Origin of the sequence: Flavobacterium sp. CG_9.10 (assembly GCF_015752245.1) — a bacterium.
Classification (GTDB): Bacteria; Bacteroidota; Bacteroidia; order Flavobacteriales; family Flavobacteriaceae; genus Flavobacterium.
This window is the reverse complement of sequence record NZ_JADOVD010000001.1, coordinates 180988-199915: the sequence shown is the minus strand read 5'-3', so window position 1 is coordinate 199915 and position 18928 is coordinate 180988. Positions and strand designations below refer to the sequence as shown.

Sequence of the window (18928 nt, the reverse complement as noted above, 5' to 3'; positions counted from 1 at the left end):
TATTTTATAAAAATACAATTATTTTTTTTGAGATGCCTTATACCGCAAATAATCTTCATAGGATTCCGCAAACCATTTCTTTTTATTTTCATCGGCAATTTGTTTTTGGTCGGGATACAAAGCGGCTAAACGATCAGAGAAAACTGCAATTTGAATGGTATAGTTATAGAATTCTGCTCTGGTCAGTAATAATTTTGTGTCTGATTTCTTTTCGAAAAATTCAAAAAAAAGATGATCGAACTCTTTTAGGGAATAATTTAATACTTTTACTTTATTCACCCTGTACAAAGAGTCCTTTAAAAAATCGTCCTTACCGCTTGTCTTTGTTTCTTGCGCAATTAAAGTGCCCAAAGAAAGCGTGAATTGGATTAAAATGGAACAGGTTAAAATTATTTTTCTCATATTCGTTTACTAAATAGGTGTTCCTTTAATGTTTTCAAAAATACTAAAAATTAATTTATGGATTTACTGCTTTTGACTTTAGGTTTTATTTGTATGATTGTAGGTGTTTTTGGAAGTTTTTTGCCGGTTCTACCTGGCCCAAGCATTAGTTGGATTGGGTTGGTTTTGCTTTATTTTACCAATGCCATTGCAGCAAATTATTGGATTTTAGGAATAACTTTATTGATTACTATTATTATTTCTGTGTTGGATTATGTGATTCCGGCCAAAGGCACTAAAAAATTTGGTGGAAGCTCATATGGAATTTGGGGAACTAATATTGGTCTAATCATTGGGATTTTGGCCCCTATTCCTTTTGGATTTATCATCGGCCCTTTTGTTGGCGCCTTTGTGGGAGAACTAATTTATTCTAAAAACCATAAACAGGCTTTTAAAGCTGCAACAGGTTCATTTTTGGGCTTCCTAGCTTCTACGTTCATGAAATTTTTAGTTTGTATGATGTATTTGGGATTGTTTCTGGGAATTGTATGGCAATATAAGCTGGAGTTGTTTTAAATATAGCAACTGAAAAAGCCTTTCTTTCGAAAGACTTTTTTATACTAGTCTCATTTTTGGAACGAGAGGACTCGAACCCGTCTCGTCCCAAAAGACGAGATGACATGCACGTATTTTAACCAAGGAGAAAATCCCTTAACAACCTCTCTATCGAAGCGACATTCAACTTTTTCAATCGCAATTCCTCTTTCAAAGCTAATGTTTTCGTTTCAAATTCTTTAAAATAAACCAAAACCCATGGACCTCTACCTGATGTATATCTGCTCAAGCTATTATTATGTTCAAAAACACGTTTTTCAACATCTTGAGTAAATCCTTTATAAAATATACCTTGCTCATTTTTAATTATATAAACAAAATACATAGCACTGCTGATTAAAATTATTAAACACAAAAAAAGCCTTTCTTTTACGAAAGGCTTTCCCAAATATTAGTCTCGTTTTTGGAACGAGAGGACTCGAACCCGTCTCGTCCCAAAAGACGAGATGACAGGCAGGTATGCTAACCAACTTCAAAAATTATTTAACAACCTTTCTATCGAAGCAACATTCAATTTTTTCAATCGCACTTCCTCTTTTAAAGCTAATGTTTTAGTTTCAAATTCTTTAAAATAAACCAAAACCCATGGACCTTTACCTGATGTGTACCTGCTAAAGCCATTATTATGTTCAAAAATACGTTTCTCAATATCTTGAGTGAATCCTTTATAAAATATACCTTGTCCATTTTTAATTATATAAACAAAATACATAGCACTGCTGATTAAAATTATTAAACACAAAAAAACCTTTCTGTTACGAAAGGCTTTCCCCAATATTAGCGGTCTGGACGGGACTCGAACCCGCGACCCCATGCGTGACAGGCATGTATTCTAACCAACTGAACTACCAAACCAATATTTTTAATCTATAACAATCTAATTCTGAACTCCCGATTTAGACTCGAACCCGTCTCGTCCCAAAAGACGAGATGACAGGCATGTATTCTAACCAACTGAACTACCAAACCAATATTTTAATCCATAACAATCTAATTCTGAACTCCCGATTTGGACTCGAACCCGTCTCGTCCGAAAAGATGAGATAACAGGCATGTATTCTAACCAACTGAACTACCGAACCTGCTGTTTTATTGCGGTGGCAAAGATACAATAGATTTCCATTTATACACAGATAAGATGCAAAATCTTCACCCAAATGTTATATAACAAAATATCCAACTTCTTTAAATCAAAAAAGCCATCCGTAGGTTCTAAATAAATTTAGAAACATTGGAAAGCTTTTCATTGGTCTAACTACTAAACCCGGTCAGCTTACAAGACTGACCAAAACAACACAACTAGCTTTAGATACCTTTTATGGGGCAAAAAAGCCTTTCTGTTACGAAAGGCTTTCCCCAATATTAGCGGTCTGGACGGGACTCGAACCCGCGACCCCATGCGTGACAGGCATGTATTCTAACCAACTGAACTACCAAACCTGCTGCTTTATTGCGGTGGCAAAGATACAATAGATTTCCGTTTACGCAAGTGTTTTTATGAGAAATATTCAATAAAATTTTAACCTATTATCCAAAGTTTTGTTTTTCAACTAAGTATGTTGTTAAAATATTTTCAAAACTTTCGCCAACACTCACCGGAATGTACTTTATTCTGTTTTGCGCACAAGTTAATGCTAGTTTTCTAAAATATTTTTCGGTCTGTTTTTCGTATTCCTGTTTCACATTATCGGCAAAAATAGCCACTTCTTCTCCAGTTTCCACATCAATAAACTTCCTTGGAGCATTATCAAAATCAAAATTCAGTTCCGTTTTGTTATCAACCACATGGAATAAAACCACTTTATGCTTATTATGTTTCAAATGTTGTAAGGCATTAAACAGCGCTTCTTCTTTCCCAGACTGAAACATATCCGTAAACAAAATAATCATGGAACGACGGTGAATCTTTTCCGCTATTTGATGTAAAAAGGTAATTGTATTGGTACTTTTTTTTGTTGTTGGTTTTTCCAATAAGTTTTCAAGGGCATTCAATATCATTCGATGATGACGATCACTGCCTTTTTCAGGAGCGTAGTACTCATAAGTGTCCGAAAACACGCTTAGTCCTATCGCATCGCGTTGCTTCTTTAACAAATTCATTAAAACCGCCGAAGCCAAAACGGAGAAACCTATTTTGTTTTCAAAAAAAGCTTGCTTGTCTTTTAATTTGGGATAATGCATCGAGGAGGAATTGTCAATAATAATATGACAACGCAAATTCGTCTCTTCTTCAAAACGTTTGGTGTACAAGCGATCAGTCTTTGCAAACAATTTCCAATCGATATGCTTGGTACTTTCTCCTACGTTATAGACTTTGTGCTCGGCAAATTCAGCCGAAAACCCATGAAACGGACTTTTATGCATCCCCGAAATAAAACCTTCCACCACCTGATTGGCTAGCAATTCCAAATGCTGAAAGCTGGAAATTTTCTCTATTTGCGATTCGATCTTCATATCTCAAATATAGTAAAAGATGAAATAATTAAAAAATTAAAAGATTAAAGAAACATAACTAAATCTGGAAGCCGAAATAAATTCAGTTTAAACCAAAAAAAAGGCTTGACTTTCGCCAAACCTTTCATCTGAATAAATATCAGATTCTATATAAATCATAATCTACCGATTACAACAACGCGTCTAAACTATCAGCGTAGGTTTGTTTCGGAGCAACTCCTACTTGTTTTCCTACTACTTCTCCGTTATGAAAAACCAAAACCGTTGGGATGTTTCTCACTCCGTATTTTGCAGCAAATTCTTGGTTCGCGTCAACATCAACTTTACCTATTACTACTTTACCCTCGTATTCCGTACTAAGTTCGTCAATGATTGGACCAACCATTCTACAAGGTCCACACCATGCTGCCCAAAAATCTACCATTACTGGTTTGTCTGATTTCAAAACTACTTCTTCAAAAGTAGCGTCTGTTATTGCTAATGCCATATTATATTTTTGTTTAAAGTTTAGTTTAAAGTTTCACGAACCTCAATTACAACGCAAATTTAGATATTAAAAACAAACCAAACACCATTCTCAAATTAGTTTTGATTATAAATGTATTGTCAATAGTTATTTGAAGCTATTTCCTGCTGTACAATGGGTCTTTTAAACTGTCCCGAACTGTCAGGACAGTGTAAAAGGATTCCTCCCGAAACTTCGGGGCCATCACGGCTACAAAACCAAAACCAATAAACATCATCTTTAACAAATCCAATCAAAAAAAAAGGCTGTCTTTTCAGACAACCTTTCATATGTGTAACTCCAATAACGTTTTATTACAAACTGTATTTAAGACCAAGAGTTAATCCAACACCACTAATACTGATGTATGAGCTTAAATCATCTGTTGGTTTATTTTTATCAAAACCAGCTGCATTAGTTGACATATTGTTAGAAGTACTATTGATTTGATTTGAATAATTAGTATGGATGTCAGATTGAGTTCTAGTAGCCATCGCATCCGCGCCATTCATAGTAAATTCAGTAGTTTCTTTTGTTTTACCATGTACTGTAAAATTACGGTACTCTACTTCTCCAAACGCAGATAAGTTTTTTCCTAATTTATAAGAAGTACCTAAAGCTGCCATAAAACCTACCGTTGGGTTTGGTTTAACCTTATCAACGCTCTGAACTGCAACCGTAGTAGTAGCACTAGTTGGAACTATTGCGTCAGTCTTAATAGTTAAAGTACCATTAACAGGAACTATAACACCTACTTTTGAATATGTTTCAAATCCTTTAACTTCTCCTAAAAACAAAACAAGAGCTGGAGCTAGATCTAAAGCTTTAACTTGTCCGTCTGATTTTAATACTGTAGTATTTTGAGAGATAGTTTGCACCATTGTTTTACTATTACTATTGTAATAATTGATTCCCATTTCTACACCTAAACGATCAGTAAAACGATACCCAACATTACCTCCGTAACGAAAACCTTCTCCAAAAGATCCTGTAACGCTTTCTCTAGAATTTAATTTACCACCAACATAAACATCTTTATTGGCTGCTCTTCCTCCTACGGTAGGAAATTCAGTTGCGGTAGCTTGCGTGAAGTATGAAGCTCCCAATTTAAAATACCAACTTTCTTTCTTGCTTTCTTTCTTATCAGTTTGGCCCATCATAGTCAACGAGCAAGCCATAAATCCTAATAATAATAAATTCTTTTTCATAATATTATATTAATTAATTTACACCAAATTTAAATCAATTTCACATAACATTTGACAACACTTTAGCAATATCACTAGCAAATCATTACAGTATTTATTATTTTAACTGTAATATTATATTTACAGATTTATTTTTAACTAAATGAAAAGAATAAAATCTAAAATTTAACACCAAAACCCTAATTCAACTTAAAATTAATTTGCATTTTTTCTAATTCAAACAATAACTCGTTCGAAATCTTAATTTTCAGTTTTCTACTTGGCATCGACAATTTAGTGACCACCTTTATTTCTTCAATTTCGGTTACCGTACTGGTTTCGGGAATTTCCAAAACCCCCGATTCTGAATCTTCATTCTCTTCTACAAAATCTACGTCTTCACTTTCAATCACAACAGGTGCTGAAGCTACGATGCGTCTTGTTTTTTCCAATTCCATGATTTCAAAAGTCACTTGATTATCTCCCTTGTTTTCTGAAAAAAGATGACTCAGTTTATGAATAAATTCGGTTTTCAAATCAGTAATATTCAATAAAACAACTAGCTTTTTGGCAAAAATACCCAATACATCCTGCAACTGTTTCGCATCCGTAAACTGCATTCTTGGTTCCGATTTTTTCCCAGTATCCTTATTAACCCATCCGTCTTTTATCAGGATTTTAAAATAAACAAAATTATTAGGAAGTAAGTAACGGTGAAAATTCAGATACTCTTCATTAAATATTTTAAATTCAAAACTTTCTTCAAAACCTTCTAAGTTAAAAATCGCCCATTCCTTACCATTTTTGGCTATTCGTCTTTGCACATTAGAAACAATCCCTCCAAAAGCAAGGGTTTTCCCCACGTGGGATTCCATGTTTTTAAGCATTTCCAATTTCGAATTGCAGAAATATTTCATTTCAAATTTAAAATCATCCAGCGGATGTCCCGAAATATAAATTCCAACAACCTCTTTTTCTTTGGCCAATTTTTCCATCGTACTCCAATCCTCGCATGGCGGCACAACTGGTTCCGCAATTTGCACTTCGCTGGCATCGCCAAATAAACTCACCTGCGACGAATTTTCATTTTCCTGATACTTAGAACCATACCGAATCGCTTTTTCATAAAAAGTAATTCCATCGCCATCATCATGAAAATATTGCGCTCTGGTTGTATTTCCGAACGAATCAAAACCACCTGCTAACGCCAGATTCTCTAATGCTTTTTTATTTGCTGCACGCAAATCAATACGCTTAGTCAAATCAAAAATCGATTTGTATTTTCCGTCCTTTCTTTTCTCAACAATAGTCGCCACTGCACCAGAACCCACTCCTTTTATAGCGCCCATTCCAAAACGCACTGCATAATCATCATTTACAGTAAATTTATAAAACGACTCATTGACATCTGGTCCCAAAACTTGCAACCCCATGCGTTTACATTCTTCCATAAAGAACGAAACCTGTTTGATATCACTCATATTATTCGACAGAACTGCAGCCATATATTCGGCGGGATAATTAGCCTTCAAATAAGCTGTTTGGTATGCAATCCAAGCATAACAAGTAGAGTGCGATTTATTAAAGGCGTATTCCGCGAAGGCTTCCCAGTCTTTCCAAATTTTCTCCAGTTTATCTTCGGCATGACCTTTGGCAGCAGCCTGACTGATAAATTTGGGCTTCATCTTGTCCAAAACGTCCTTTTGCTTTTTTCCCATCGCTTTACGCAAAACATCGGCATCACCTTTGGAGAAATCCGCCAGTTTTTGAGACAAAAGCATTACTTGCTCTTGGTAAACCGTAATTCCATAAGTGTCTTTCAGTAATTCTTCACAGGCATCAAGGTCATAAATAATTTCCTCTTCGCCATTTTTTCGCTTGACGAAACTCGGAATATAAGCAATTGGTCCCGGACGATACAAAGCATTCATGGCAATCAAATCGGGAAAAACCGTAGGCTTCAATTCCTTCATGTATTTTTGCATTCCCGGACTCTCATACTGAAAAATCCCTACCGTTTCTCCACGCTGAAAAAGCTCGTAGGTCTTTAAATCATCGATAGGAAACGTGTCTGGATCGAGATCGATTCCATTTCTGTATTTCACTAATTTAACCGTATCTTTTATCAAGGTTAGGGTTTTCAAACCCAAGAAGTCCATTTTCAACAAACCCGCCGTTTCTACCACAGAGTTATCAAACTGGGTTACATATAAATCCGAATCTTTCGCAGTAGCAACAGGAACAAATTCGGTAATATCACTGGGCGTGATAATCACTCCACAAGCATGAATTCCGGTATTTCTTAAATTCCCTTCCAGAACTTTAGCTTGCTGAATAGTTTCACCACTCAAACCACTTTCGTTGGCCAGCGCAATTAATTCTTTTATTTTATCAAATTCCTCCGGACGAACCGCCTTCTTTATTAAGGCATCATCTTCACTCAAGAACCGAGCAAGATTCCATTTTCCGGGCATCATCCCCGGAATTAATTTGGCAATTTTATCGGCTTCAAATAAAGGTAAATCCAGTACACGAGCCGTATCTCGAATGGCTGATTTCGTTGCCATTTTACCATACGTAATAATTTGCGCCACTTGTTTTGAGCCATATTTCCGAATCACATAATCCATGACACTGCTACGTCCTTCATCATCAAAATCGATATCAATATCGGGAAGAGACACACGATCCGGATTCAGGAAACGCTCAAAAAGCAGGTTATATTTTAAAGGGTCGATGTTTGTAATTTTCAAACAATACGCCACCACGGAACCCGCTGCAGAACCCCGACCAGGACCTACTGAAACCCCCATACTTCGCGCTTCGGCAATTAAATCCTGTACAATCAAGAAATATCCCGGATAACCCGAATTAGAAATAGTCAATAATTCAAAATCCAGTCGTTCCTGAATTTCTTCTGTAATTTCAGGATATCTTCTATTTGCACCTTCAAAAGTAAGATGTCTTAAATACGCATTCTCTCCTCGAACGCCTCCATCAACAGCGTCTTCGGGAATTTCAAACTCGGTTGGAATTTCAAATTTTGGCAACAAAACTTCGCGCGCTAAATCGAAAATTTCTATTTTATCAACAATTTCGGAAATATTCGAAATCGCTTCCGGTAAATCGTTGAAGAGCTTTTTCATCTCATCACCCGACTTGAAATAATATTCCTGGTTGGGTAATCCGTAACGATAACCACGGCCACGGCCTATTGGCGTCGTTTGTTTTTCGCCATCACGCACACAAAGCAAAATATCGTGCGCATTTGCATTTTCTTTATCTATATAAAAAATATTATTAGTCGCAATTAGCTTCACATCATGCTTTCTTGCCAAAGAAATCAATGAGGTATTCACTCGATTTTCATCCTCTTGATTGTGACGCATCAACTCAATATAAAAATCTTCTTTGAATTCGTCTTTCCACCAAAGCAAAGCTTCCTCGGCTTGGTTTTCACCAAGATTTAGAACTTTATTTGGAATTTCACCATAGAGATTTCCGGATAAGACAATAATATCTTCCTTGTATTGCTGAATGACTTTCCGGTCGATTCTTGGTACATAATAGAACCCTTCCGTATAAGCAATGGAAGATATTTTGGCCAAATTATGATAGCCTTTTTTGGTCTTCGCCAAAAGTACTATTTGGTAACCATTATCCTTAACCGACTTGTTTTTATGATCTTCGCAAACAAAAAACTCGCAACCCACAATGGGTTTCATCGGAACTTCAGTAGGTTCTTCACCGTTTTCAATCGCTGTTTTATTCTTGGCTTCGGCGGCTTTGTTGTGATACAATATATCCCGTACAAAATGAAAAGCGCCCATCAAATTGGCATGATCCGTCATGGCCACCGCAGGCATTTTTTGTTGCGCTGCCGCTTTGACCAATGCCGCAATACTAATGGTAGACTGCAAAACCGAAAATTGGGTATGATTATGCAAATGCACAAAAGGCGCATCTACAAGTACTTTTTTATTCTCTGAAAGTGCTGCCTTTGAAACTGCTGGCGCTTGCTTTTCTCCAAACTGCTGACGAATTTTATCAGAAGCTTCTTTGAGATTAATATGTTTTAAGCCAATAAGCTTTATCTCGGCTGGATTCCTGTTTTGAAAGTCTTTGAAATAACCAACCTCAACATCAAGCTCTTCTTTGGTGAAAATTTCACGTCGGATTAATTCCAAGAAACAACGCGTAGTTGCCTCCACATCGGCAGTGGCGTTGTGCGCTTCGCCAAAAGGTTTATTAAAAAGATAAGAGTGTAATTCAGTAAGTGTTGGCAATTTGAATTTTCCTCCACGGCCACCAGGCAATCTTAATAAGGAAGCAGTAACTTCGGTACAAGTGTCTAGAATAGGCATTGAACTCATAATAGAATCAACGCCCATTCTGTAAAATTCGCAACCCATAATATTGATGTCAAAACCTAAATTCTGACCTACAATATATTTGGCTTTGCCTAAAGCAAAATTGAATTTTTCCAACACTTCACTCAAAGAAATTCCCTCGGCTTCCGCCAATTCCGTAGAAATTCCGTGAATTCTTTCGGCATCATACGGAATATTAAATCCTTCGGGCTTGACCAAATAATCCTGATGCTCGATGAGTTTTCCCATATCATCGTGCAACTGCCAAGCGATTTGAATACAACGTGGCCAGTTGTCCGTGTCAGAAATGGGTGCGCCCCAACGCTTTGGTAATCCTGTAGTTTCGGTATCGAATATTAAGTACATATCTGGAATTGAAGTGTTTGTAATTGTTCAAAATCACAAAAATTGAATTTCAAATTTAGGTTTTTTTACTCTAAAAAAAGAGGTGAGTTATTAACAATCCAAAGAAATTAAAATAGAATTATTTTGCTTGACAAAGTTAAAATCAAAATTTGGATTTAGCTCTATTTTAATTTTTTTAAAATAATAAGCCTAAAAACAGAACTTCATTAATCGACAATTAATATTATAAACGCTAAATATTTTTAGCCCAATCACAAAAGGGAAATTGGCAAAAACAAGAAAACTATTTCGTGAATTACGAAACAGCTTTCTTGTTTTTAGGGTTTTGATTGTCTATTAATAAAACCTTCAAAATTCACTACTGAAAAAAATTCATCCTGATTACTTTTTAATCATAATTGCCACAGTACGATAAAAAATTTAATATCCATTTATACCAGATTTTCAACAGCAACTTCAATCCTATTTTTTTTCAAATCTTTAGACCATTTCCCATTTTTATCAGCAGGAATCCAGTTTAGATCTTTTTGATAAAGCTTTATTACATTTTCATCCAAAGTATCCATAACCATTAAATAAATCCATTCGTTATCTAGCAAGTTTTTAAGGTGTTCGTTTCTTAAAAGTATCTCGCTTACCCTAGATAAAGGTGCTTGAATGACAACCGATAATCGTAAGGGTTGGTGATACATTTCTAAGTCTGATTCCATAACCGATTGAAGAGGAAGTCCCATTTTTAAGTCCCCTCCATTACCTTTTACCACACCAAATTTACCGGTAACATTATGGGTGATTTTAGAACCACCACCAAAAACCTCATTGTCAACAGTTGAAAAATAATAGTGGTTGTTTATCCATTGGGTAACCACCATAGGCCCTTGCATGACACCTTCTAATGCTTTTCCATTTGTATCGGTTTCCCAATTATAGGAATGTAAAAAGCAACGTCCGTCTAGATTATTGTTTTTTGTTAATTCTCGTGGGCCAATAATAAATCCTGCATTTTTAGCCAAACCCCATTCGGGTCTGGTTTCTCCCCAGTTACTCGCTTTTTTCTGAGCAAAAGCAACACTGTTATTAGCAATACCCAGCCTTTCTTGAGTTGCGGTTTGTTGGGTTTTTATCAAATTTAATTTCAACTTCTGCAGTTGATTTTTGTGAGAATCTGGCACCTCTGCGTCGAAAAGCAAAATGGCATCTGTCGTCGTATTGTGTTCTCCTCCAATAAAAATAGTGCTCGCAGGAATATCAATATTATGATTCTCTCTCAAGGCCTGTTTCACTTCTGGGATATTCGCTATTTTAGCAAGCATTCTCGCATTATGCCTGCCAGGGCTTGCAGCACAAGCGCCACAATCTAAACTGGAGCCAAAAGGGTTGTTGGCAGAATGGCTTCCATGACCTATAAAAAGAACTAGTGGAGCAAATTTTTTCCATCCCATTAAATCAAAGGCCCCTTTTACAATCGCTACCTTCTCTGCTAAAGAAATATCTAAATCTATCGATTCGAACGTGCAAGTATTCTTAATCTGTGGTTCACAAATAGATTCATAATCCATTGTGTTCTTTTTATTAAACCTATATAAATAAGCTGGCGTGAGTGTTCTTGCAATTAAAGACATTCCATAAAAGAAGCCCGAACCTTCAACATACCCAAAGGCAGAAGGAAGCATGTTTTTCATTCTTTTTAGAAAATATTCCTTAAAGTTTAAAACGTCATTTTTGCGCTTATATGCTCGTACTTCTTTAGATTGATTCCTTTGTGGAATTTCTGAAACATGGTAAGCAGAATTTAAAATCGGGGGACAAGATTTACGTGTTAAACCATCTTTTAAATCTTCATAATCCATTGCGATTCCAAAAAAACCTGCATATCCAAAAGTTTCATATTGCCCTTTATTCTCTACATGTCTTCGTATCAACTCTGATCGTGTATCAATACAAAAAACCATTTGAGCATCTGGAACCTCCGCTTCTTTTTCGAATTTTTGTTTAACTATCTGCTGGTTGTCCAACAGTTTTACAAGCTCATTTTGCCAGCTTTTTTCCCATGCTTTTAAAAAGATGTATTGCAGCTTTGACGCAGAGGAAGAGGTTGCAGAATCATTGTTTTCTGGAAAAATTTCAGCTCCTATTTTTTTTGCCACCCAAAGTCTAACAGCTAGATAGTCCTGTAATGTTATTGGATATTGTTGTTGCCATTGGGAATCATAGGTATTTCGATGATTTATATATCCCGTCCAGCCCGGCAATGCGGCTAAATGAAAGGTCAGTATTTTAGTGAAATCGACTGTTGCATATCCATTAAGCACATCCGTTAGCGCTTCGACGCTCGTTTTTGGTATCTCTGCAATAGTCATTTTGGGCATCTCACTATCATATACCGCAAGTTTGCGCCAAGCACCGTAAAACCCTTCGTTTTTATTGGGCATGTTCCATTCTGCCAAACCTTCGTCCATAAATGCGGCGAGCCATTTTGCCATGATTCGATCTAGGTCATGATGGCTATTTTTGGCATCGATTGTTTTTTGAGATGCCATTTTTTGTAAATAATGGTCTGGTGATTCTGACAGTTGATTTTCTTCAAGCAATTCTAAAAGCACATTTTTATCAATTTCACCCTTTTCCCATGCTTGACGGAATAGCGCGCTTTCTGGAAACACATTTGCGTTAAGAGCTTTTTGCGCCTGTTTTACTGCTTTTTCAAAAGGCATTTTCTCCTGACCTGACAATGGATTCGACGCGACAAAAGAATACAGTGGCCAAGTCTTTCCTATAACCTGAGCTGCTTCTTCAATACTATTTTGAATGCTTAGATTTATCATATTGATTTCGATTTATACATTAAAACAGTTTTTTTATACGGTTGAGATATGTTTAACAATTTCACATACAGCCACGGGTACTTGCGGTAAATACCTAACTTCATTATAAAAAAGCCCGCAAGAAATAGAATACCAAACGCTATTTGAATCACAGATAGTGGCAAAGGCACAACTGCCATAGGCATATCGCTCATTACTAACGTCACGCCCTTATATATTAAGGCATAGGTTACCATGCCACATACAAACAAAAGTGGTGGTAAAAATGACTTTTGCAAAATGCTTAGACTTTGTTCTTTTACAATATTGTAAGTAGCCTGACCAACAGTAATTGCAACAATAAGTATTAGAAAAATACCGCTATTTAATTCAGTGCCTTTTCCCGTCAAGAAGGCAAACATAAAAGCGCCCACAATACCATAGAAGAGCACAATTATAGCCTGTGATGGTTTGATTTTAATAGTCATCAAATTTTGTGGTTTTGAAAGTGCAATTTCTTCTCCTGCTGATAAAAATAAGTACGCTTTATAAAACCCATGAAGGATTAAGTGAACAACAGCCGCATTAAAAAATCCCAAACCACACTGCATAATCATAAAACCCATTTGGGCAATGGTTGAACATGCTAATTTTTGCTTCACATTGACCTGCAGAAGTTTGGCAAATTGGGCTACAACTGCTGTTAAACCTCCAATAATAAACAGGATAATCAAAGTATTCGAAGCAAATAAAACGGTTGAGAATAGTGTCAATAAAATCCCAGAACCATTCACAAACCCTGCATGCATCAAAGCTGAGGCAGGTGTCGGCGCTGTCATTGCTGAAAGCAACCAACGATGGAAAGGGTAAATTGCCGATTGAATTAGAGCGGCGATAATAATGCACAAACCCGAGATAGTAGTGATGTGTTGAGGCACCTCGCTTAACTTGGAAATAATTTCGCTTAAAGTCAAAGAATCTACTTGATAAGCCAATAATAGCACTCCTATACTTAAGAAAAAACTTCCCGCCACAAAATATTTAAGAGCAAATTTCGAAGCCTCTCTTGCTTCTCCCCACGTAGCATCTACCCCTATTAATTTGGACATAAAAACACCCATCAATAACCACATAATTAGTAAAAGCAATACATGATTAGACATTACAAAAACCATGATAGAGAAGGTAAACCCTAAACATAGCATTGAAAATTTGGTGTGATATCTGAACCCTTCCAAATAGCTTTTCCCATAGCTACCAATTAGTGCGCTAAAAAACGTTACAAGCGTCCAAATAAGAACAGTAAAACCATTAATTTTTAAAACACTGCCATAATTCCATACTGGAATATTAGGGAAGTTGTATATTAAGTAAGATAGATTAATTATAAACAGCAGCCATAATGCGTAATTGATAATCTTGGCAAAAGACAGAAGTTGATGATTTTTTAATATCATTTTTTTGGATTTTATTATTGATTATCTACAATTGTGATTTCAAGAGTTCCATTTATTTTTAATTTGGTTTTCCCGTTTATAGCATTGGAGATAAACTCTTTCGCAGCTTGTTTTTCATTTTCAAGTTGGGTGATACGATCATTTAGTTCATCTGAATTGCTTTCGTGGTTTTCTTCCCATTTTTGAATTTTTTGTCTTTGATGAAAATTAATTTTTTGATCGATCAAAGACATAATTATATTCGAAGCTTCAAAAGGAGTAAACTCCCCTTTTACCAATTGAATTTTTTGCATAATTTTATCAGTTTTAGTTAATTCGTTTGTTCCCATTGTTGCTGTATTAGTGATTAGACTTTTAATTCTGGTACAAATATTATATTTTATATTCATAAATTTTTATTTATATTTGTTATGCTATCCATAAAAAATATTTATGAACTTTACTTTACATCAACTGCAAATTTTTTTGAAAATAACTCAAATACAAAGTATTACAAAAGCTTCGGAAGAACTCCATCTTACCCAACCAGCAGTTTCAATACAACTTAAAAATTTCCAAGATCAATTCCCTATTCCTCTCACCGAAGTAGTAGGAAGAAAACTTTATATAACTGAATTTGGAAAAGAAATAGCTCAAGTCGCTGAGAAAATCTTAAATGAAGTATCTACAATTAATTACAAAACCTCAGCTTATCAAGGAGAACTCTCAGGGCGACTAAATATATCAATAGTGTCTACTGGTAAATATGTAATGCCCTATTTTTTATCAGATTTTATAAAGCAAAATCCTGCAGTAGACCTTATTATTGACGTAACAAATAAATCAGGAGTTTTAGAAAACTTAGAATTGAATCAAGTAGATTTTGCTTTGGTTTCTGTTTTGCCAAAAAAATTAAAAATTAAAAAAATCGAACTTATGCAAAACAGGCTATTCCTCTTAGGCAGCAGCCAGTTAAGTCTAAAGAAGCAAAACGATAAAAAAAACTTATTCGAAAACATTTCTCTAATTTATCGTGAACAAGGGTCTGCAACCCGAAATGCTATGGAAAAATTCATTTCAACCAATGGATTTTCAGTACAAAAGAAAATTGAACTCACCTCTAATGAAGCAGTAAAACAAGCCGTTATTTCTGGATTAGGATGTTCTATCATGCCTTTAATTGGTGTCAAAAATGAACTAAAAAACAACGATTTGCAGATTATACCAGTACAAGGACTTCCTATTATTACAACATGGAATTTGATATGGCTCAAATCTAAAAAATTATCGCCTGTTGCATCTGCCTACCTTGATTTTATAAACTCTAAAAAGGAAGAAATCATCAATGAAAAATTTTCTTGGATTGACTTTTATTAATTTTCTCAAAACCCTATTTGATATAATTAAATAATTCAACTTTATAACCAACCCGAAAATTTTTAAGCAGATACAACTTAAAACTATCTAGCAACAAGTTATAATTTATTGTGACATATAAAATTTAAAAAATCTTCGTTTTTTTGAATCAAAAAAACAAAGATTTTTTGTTTTGGTTGTCGTACTTTTTTATCAAATAAAATCAGGAAAGCAAACACTAAACCATCCTTTATGATTTATATTTAAAAGAGTAATGCGATGGCTTTTTATAAAATAATTTCTTCAACTTATTAGGTTAATTAGACAAAAAATGATTAATTAATTCCCTTAAAATTAAATAAAATTGTTAAAGTGCTACGTAAAATTGATAATTTAATAAATTATATGAAAATCGTCTTTACCTACAAAAGCGGGATTTAAAAAAATAAATTCAAACTAAAACAACCAATATTCCCTCATAAATTAACAAACGACAGGAGTAAAGTATCGTAAAAACAGTTTGGGTATCGTATATAATGAAATACTGAAATTGAAGACTTTATTTCTTTTTTTAAATTTGCTCACATTGCTGCACCTATAGTTGATAATTAGGATTGCAAAAAGAAGAAATACACTTAAAAATAGTTAAAAATGAGTACTACATTATTCGACAAAGTATGGGATTCGCACGTGGTGCGTAAAATTGAAGATGGACCAGATGTGTTTTTTATTGACCGTCATTTCATCCATGAAGTTACTAGTCCTGTTGCTTTTTTAGGCTTAAAATCAAGAAATATCAAGGTTTTGTATCCAGAACGCACTTTTGCGACTGCCGATCACAATACTCCAACTATAAATCAACATTTACCTGTTCAAGATGCTTTATCAGCAAATCAGCTAAAGGCATTGGAAGATAATGCAGCAGAATACGGCATTTCTCACTGGGGATTAGGAGATCCTAAAAACGGAATTGTACACGTTGTAGGTCCTGAAAACGGAATCACTTTACCCGGCGCTACTATTGTTTGTGGGGATTCACACACTTCTACTCACGGTGCTTTTGGCGCTATTGCTTTTGGTATTGGAACTTCAGAGGTAGAAATGGTAATGGCTACACAATGTATCATGCAACCGAAACCAAAGAAAATGCGTATCAACGTAAATGGAGAGTTGAGTAAAGGTGTTGGTCCAAAAGATGTTGCACTTTATATTATTTCTCAATTAACTACTTCTGGAGGTACCGGATATTTTGCAGAATATGCCGGAGACGTTTTTGAAAACATGTCTATGGAAGGTCGCATGACCGTTTGTAATTTAAGTATCGAAATGGGTGCTCGCGGTGGTATGATTGCGCCTGATCAAAAAACATTCGCTTTCTTGGAAGGAAGATTATACGCTCCAAAAGGCGAAGCTTGGGATAAAGCCGTGACCTATTGGAAAACATTAAAAACGGATGACGACGCGATTTTCGATGCAGAATTAAACATCAATGCAGCTGATATTGAACCAATGATCACGTACGGAACCAATCCAGGAATGGGAATTGGTATTTCAAAAAATATCCCAAATGCCAGCCAAGTAGAAGGTGGCGAGGAAACCTATAAAAAATCTTTAGCCTACATGGGCTTTGAAGAAAACGACGTCATGATTGGCAAACCGATTGATTTTGTTTTCTTGGGAAGTTGCACCAATGGTAGAATTGAAGATTTTAGAGCATTTACAGAAATTGTAAAAGGCAGAAAAAAAGCAGACAATGTTACGGCTTGGTTGGTTCCGGGTTCTCATGTAGTGGAAGCACAGATTAAAGAAGAAGGACTTTTGGACATTCTAACCGAAGCTGGTTTTGTATTGCGTCAACCCGGTTGCTCCGCTTGTTTAGCAATGAATGATGACAAAGTACCTGCTGGAAAATATGCCGTAAGTACGTCAAACAGGAACTTCGAAGGGCGTCAAGGTCCGGGTTCCAGAACATTATTAGCAAGTCCAATTATGGCGGCGGCGGCGGCGGTTACCGGAGTGTTGACAGATCCACGAGAGCTTTTTTAAAGATTTCAGATTGAAGATTAACGATTTTTGATTTCAGATTTCAGATTTCGTTAATCCAATTAAACTTTCTTTTAAAAAATTCAATTTATATTTTACAAAAAAACAGTAACGTTTGAGGTTTTACTTTTCTACATTGAAAATCAAAAATCAGAAATCGTTAATCAAAAATCAAAAATCAAATGGCATACGATAAATTTAATATCCTTACCAGTAGTGGAGTACCGCTACCTATAGAAAACGTAGATACAGATCAAATCATCCCAGCTCGTTTCTTGAAAGCAACAGAACGTGTTGGTTTTGGCGACAACCTTTTCCGCGACTGGAGATACAACGCAGACGAAATTCCAAAAGCAGATTTCGTTTTGAATGACGCAACTTATAGCGGGAAAATATTAGTGGGCGGGAAAAACTTTGGTTCGGGTTCTTCAAGAGAGCACGCAGCTTGGGCAGTTTACGATTACGGTTTTCGTGCCGTAGTTTCGAGTTTTTTCGCAGACATCTTTAAAGGAAATTGCTTAAACATTGGCGTTTTGCCAGTTCAAGTAAGCCCAGAATTTGCCGATAAAATTTTCAAAGCGATTGAAGCTGATCCAAAAACAGAATTAGAAATCAACCTTCCGAAGCAAACTATCACTCTTTTGACCACAGGAGAAAAAGAAACATTTGACATTTCCGGTTACAAAAAAGACAACATGATCAATGGTTTTGACGACATTGATTATTTACAAAACATCAAAGAAGAAATTGTAACGTTTGCTGACAAGCAACTTATTTAATTTATTCCCTATAGTTTACGATTTGAATTTTAAGTTCTGTATTTTACTGTGCTTATCTTCAAACAGCAGTATTTAAGCATTTTATATGACATTTGAAGCAAGTACCATAGAGGATATTGATTCCATTTTTCATTTCTATGATATGGCGGTCGAATATCAAAAAACCAAGTTCAACAAACATTGGCAAGGTTTTGAAAGAAATTTGGTGAAAAAAGAAATTGCAGAAGAACGGCAATGGAAAATAATTATTGAAAATGAAATCGCTTGTGTTTTTGCAATCACATTTGATGACGAAAGCATTTGGAAAGAAAAAAATAGTGACAAAGCAGTATACTTTCACAGGATTGTGACCCATCCAAAATTTCGAGGACAAAATTTTGTAAAAAAAATTACGGAATGGGCAAAACCATTTGCCCAAGAAAAAGGACTCGATTATTTGAGACTAGATACTTGGGGAGATAATGAAGAATTAATTGAGTATTATCAAAAATGTGGGTTTGACTTTTTAGGAATCATAACCCCAGATTATAACGGATTACCCAAACATTACGACGGAATAACCCTTAGTTTGTTTGAAATAAAATGCCCCAACCCCGAAAGGGGGAGTTAGTGAGGAAAAAATAGTAGCCTAA

The 18928-nt window shown here is 35.5% G+C and carries 16 protein-coding genes and 2 tRNA genes; 5 read left to right on the top strand and 13 right to left on the bottom strand.

The annotated features are described in order from the left end of the window. Positions 1-18: 18 nt before the first annotated feature. Positions 19-402, bottom strand: a complete 384-nt coding sequence (locus IWX84_RS00875; RefSeq protein WP_196848855.1) for a hypothetical protein — start codon at positions 400-402, stop codon at positions 19-21. A gap of 57 nt (positions 403-459) precedes the next feature. Between IWX84_RS00875 and IWX84_RS00870 the strand changes: the two genes are divergently transcribed. Continuing rightward, positions 460-957 carry a DUF456 domain-containing protein gene (locus tag IWX84_RS00870; protein ID WP_196848853.1) on the top strand — a complete coding sequence of 166 codons (498 nt, stop codon included), beginning with the start codon at positions 460-462 and terminating at the stop codon, positions 955-957. A 115-nt stretch (positions 958-1072) separates the two neighbouring features. Here IWX84_RS00870 and IWX84_RS00865 read toward each other — a convergent pair whose 3' ends face one another. The 12 genes from IWX84_RS00865 to IWX84_RS00810 form a co-directional block, all read right to left on the bottom strand. Continuing rightward, positions 1073-1321: a GIY-YIG nuclease family protein gene (locus tag IWX84_RS00865; RefSeq protein ID WP_196848851.1), complete on the bottom strand. Its 249-nt coding sequence runs from the start codon at positions 1319-1321 to the stop codon at positions 1073-1075. Between the two features lie 147 nt (positions 1322-1468). Further along, positions 1469-1708 carry a GIY-YIG nuclease family protein gene (locus tag IWX84_RS00860; RefSeq protein WP_196848849.1) on the bottom strand — a complete coding sequence of 80 codons (240 nt, stop codon included), beginning with the start codon at positions 1706-1708 and terminating at the stop codon, positions 1469-1471. 69 nt (positions 1709-1777) lie between these two features. Continuing rightward, a tRNA-Asp gene (locus tag IWX84_RS00855) sits at positions 1778-1851 on the bottom strand. A 511-nt stretch (positions 1852-2362) separates the two neighbouring features. Next, positions 2363-2436: transfer RNA gene (locus IWX84_RS00850), tRNA-Asp, on the bottom strand. Positions 2437-2523: 87 nt separating this feature from the next. Further along, positions 2524-3450 (bottom strand): DUF58 domain-containing protein, encoded by a 927-nt coding sequence (locus IWX84_RS00845; RefSeq protein ID WP_196848847.1) that lies wholly within the window; start codon positions 3448-3450, stop codon positions 2524-2526. Between the two features lie 169 nt (positions 3451-3619). Further along, the gene (gene trxA / locus IWX84_RS00840) at positions 3620-3937 is read right to left on the bottom strand and encodes a thioredoxin (protein ID WP_072945763.1); all 318 of its coding nucleotides are present in this window, start codon (positions 3935-3937) and stop codon (positions 3620-3622) included. 119 nt (positions 3938-4056) lie between these two features. Continuing rightward, positions 4057-4212: a hypothetical protein gene (locus IWX84_RS00835; protein ID WP_196848846.1), complete on the bottom strand. Its 156-nt coding sequence runs from the start codon at positions 4210-4212 to the stop codon at positions 4057-4059. A 57-nt stretch (positions 4213-4269) separates the two neighbouring features. Next, entirely contained in the window at positions 4270-5163 is an 894-nt protein-coding gene (locus IWX84_RS00830) for an outer membrane beta-barrel protein (protein WP_196848844.1), read from the bottom strand. Positions 5164-5342: 179 nt separating this feature from the next. Further along, positions 5343-9878, bottom strand: coding sequence for a DNA polymerase III subunit alpha (gene dnaE / locus IWX84_RS00825; RefSeq protein ID WP_196848842.1), 4536 nt, complete (start codon positions 9876-9878; stop codon positions 5343-5345). 431 nt (positions 9879-10309) lie between these two features. Next, positions 10310-12703, bottom strand: a complete 2394-nt coding sequence (locus IWX84_RS00820; RefSeq protein WP_196848841.1) for a DUF2309 domain-containing protein — start codon at positions 12701-12703, stop codon at positions 10310-10312. Then, complete coding sequence (locus IWX84_RS00815) at positions 12700-14139, bottom strand: proton-conducting transporter membrane subunit (protein WP_196848839.1); 1440 nt, start codon at positions 14137-14139, stop codon at positions 12700-12702. The genes IWX84_RS00820 and IWX84_RS00815 overlap by 4 nt, the downstream gene beginning before the upstream one ends. Before the next feature lie 14 nt (positions 14140-14153). Then, positions 14154-14528, bottom strand: a complete 375-nt coding sequence (locus tag IWX84_RS00810) for a hypothetical protein (RefSeq protein ID WP_196848838.1) — start codon at positions 14526-14528, stop codon at positions 14154-14156. Positions 14529-14571: 43 nt separating this feature from the next. Here IWX84_RS00810 and IWX84_RS00805 point away from each other — a divergent pair, with 43 nt between their 5' ends. From IWX84_RS00805 to IWX84_RS00790, 4 genes are all read left to right on the top strand, one after another. Further along, on the top strand, positions 14572-15495 hold the full coding sequence (locus IWX84_RS00805; protein ID WP_196848837.1) for a LysR substrate-binding domain-containing protein: 924 nt from the start codon (positions 14572-14574) through the stop codon (positions 15493-15495). Positions 15496-16125: 630 nt separating this feature from the next. After that, positions 16126-17520, top strand: coding sequence for a 3-isopropylmalate dehydratase large subunit (gene leuC, locus IWX84_RS00800; RefSeq protein WP_196848836.1), 1395 nt, complete (start codon positions 16126-16128; stop codon positions 17518-17520). Positions 17521-17699: 179 nt separating this feature from the next. Further along, positions 17700-18296, top strand: coding sequence for a 3-isopropylmalate dehydratase small subunit (gene leuD, locus IWX84_RS00795; RefSeq protein WP_196848835.1), 597 nt, complete (start codon positions 17700-17702; stop codon positions 18294-18296). Positions 18297-18381: 85 nt separating this feature from the next. After that, positions 18382-18906, top strand: coding sequence for a GNAT family N-acetyltransferase (locus IWX84_RS00790; RefSeq protein WP_196848834.1), 525 nt, complete (start codon positions 18382-18384; stop codon positions 18904-18906). The last annotated feature ends 22 nt before the right edge of the window (positions 18907-18928 follow it).

Coding starts and splice junctions, on each gene's coding strand:
- IWX84_RS00875 (WP_196848855.1), bottom strand. CDS start 402: ATGAGAAAAATAATTTTAACCTGTTCCATTTTAATCCAATTCACGCTT.
- IWX84_RS00870 (WP_196848853.1), top strand. CDS start 460: ATGGATTTACTGCTTTTGACTTTAGGTTTTATTTGTATGATTGTAGGT.
- IWX84_RS00865 (WP_196848851.1), bottom strand. CDS start 1,321: ATGTATTTTGTTTATATAATTAAAAATGAGCAAGGTATATTTTATAAA.
- IWX84_RS00860 (WP_196848849.1), bottom strand. CDS start 1,708: ATGTATTTTGTTTATATAATTAAAAATGGACAAGGTATATTTTATAAA.
- IWX84_RS00845 (WP_196848847.1), bottom strand. CDS start 3,450: ATGAAGATCGAATCGCAAATAGAGAAAATTTCCAGCTTTCAGCATTTG.
- trxA (WP_072945763.1), bottom strand. CDS start 3,937: ATGGCATTAGCAATAACAGACGCTACTTTTGAAGAAGTAGTTTTGAAA.
- IWX84_RS00830 (WP_196848844.1), bottom strand. CDS start 5,163: ATGAAAAAGAATTTATTATTATTAGGATTTATGGCTTGCTCGTTGACT.
- dnaE (WP_196848842.1), bottom strand. CDS start 9,878: ATGTACTTAATATTCGATACCGAAACTACAGGATTACCAAAGCGTTGG.
- IWX84_RS00820 (WP_196848841.1), bottom strand. CDS start 12,703: ATGATAAATCTAAGCATTCAAAATAGTATTGAAGAAGCAGCTCAGGTT.
- IWX84_RS00815 (WP_196848839.1), bottom strand. CDS start 14,139: ATGATATTAAAAAATCATCAACTTCTGTCTTTTGCCAAGATTATCAAT.
- IWX84_RS00810 (WP_196848838.1), bottom strand. CDS start 14,528: ATGAATATAAAATATAATATTTGTACCAGAATTAAAAGTCTAATCACT.
- IWX84_RS00805 (WP_196848837.1), top strand. CDS start 14,572: ATGAACTTTACTTTACATCAACTGCAAATTTTTTTGAAAATAACTCAA.
- leuC (WP_196848836.1), top strand. CDS start 16,126: ATGAGTACTACATTATTCGACAAAGTATGGGATTCGCACGTGGTGCGT.
- leuD (WP_196848835.1), top strand. CDS start 17,700: ATGGCATACGATAAATTTAATATCCTTACCAGTAGTGGAGTACCGCTA.
- IWX84_RS00790 (WP_196848834.1), top strand. CDS start 18,382: ATGACATTTGAAGCAAGTACCATAGAGGATATTGATTCCATTTTTCAT.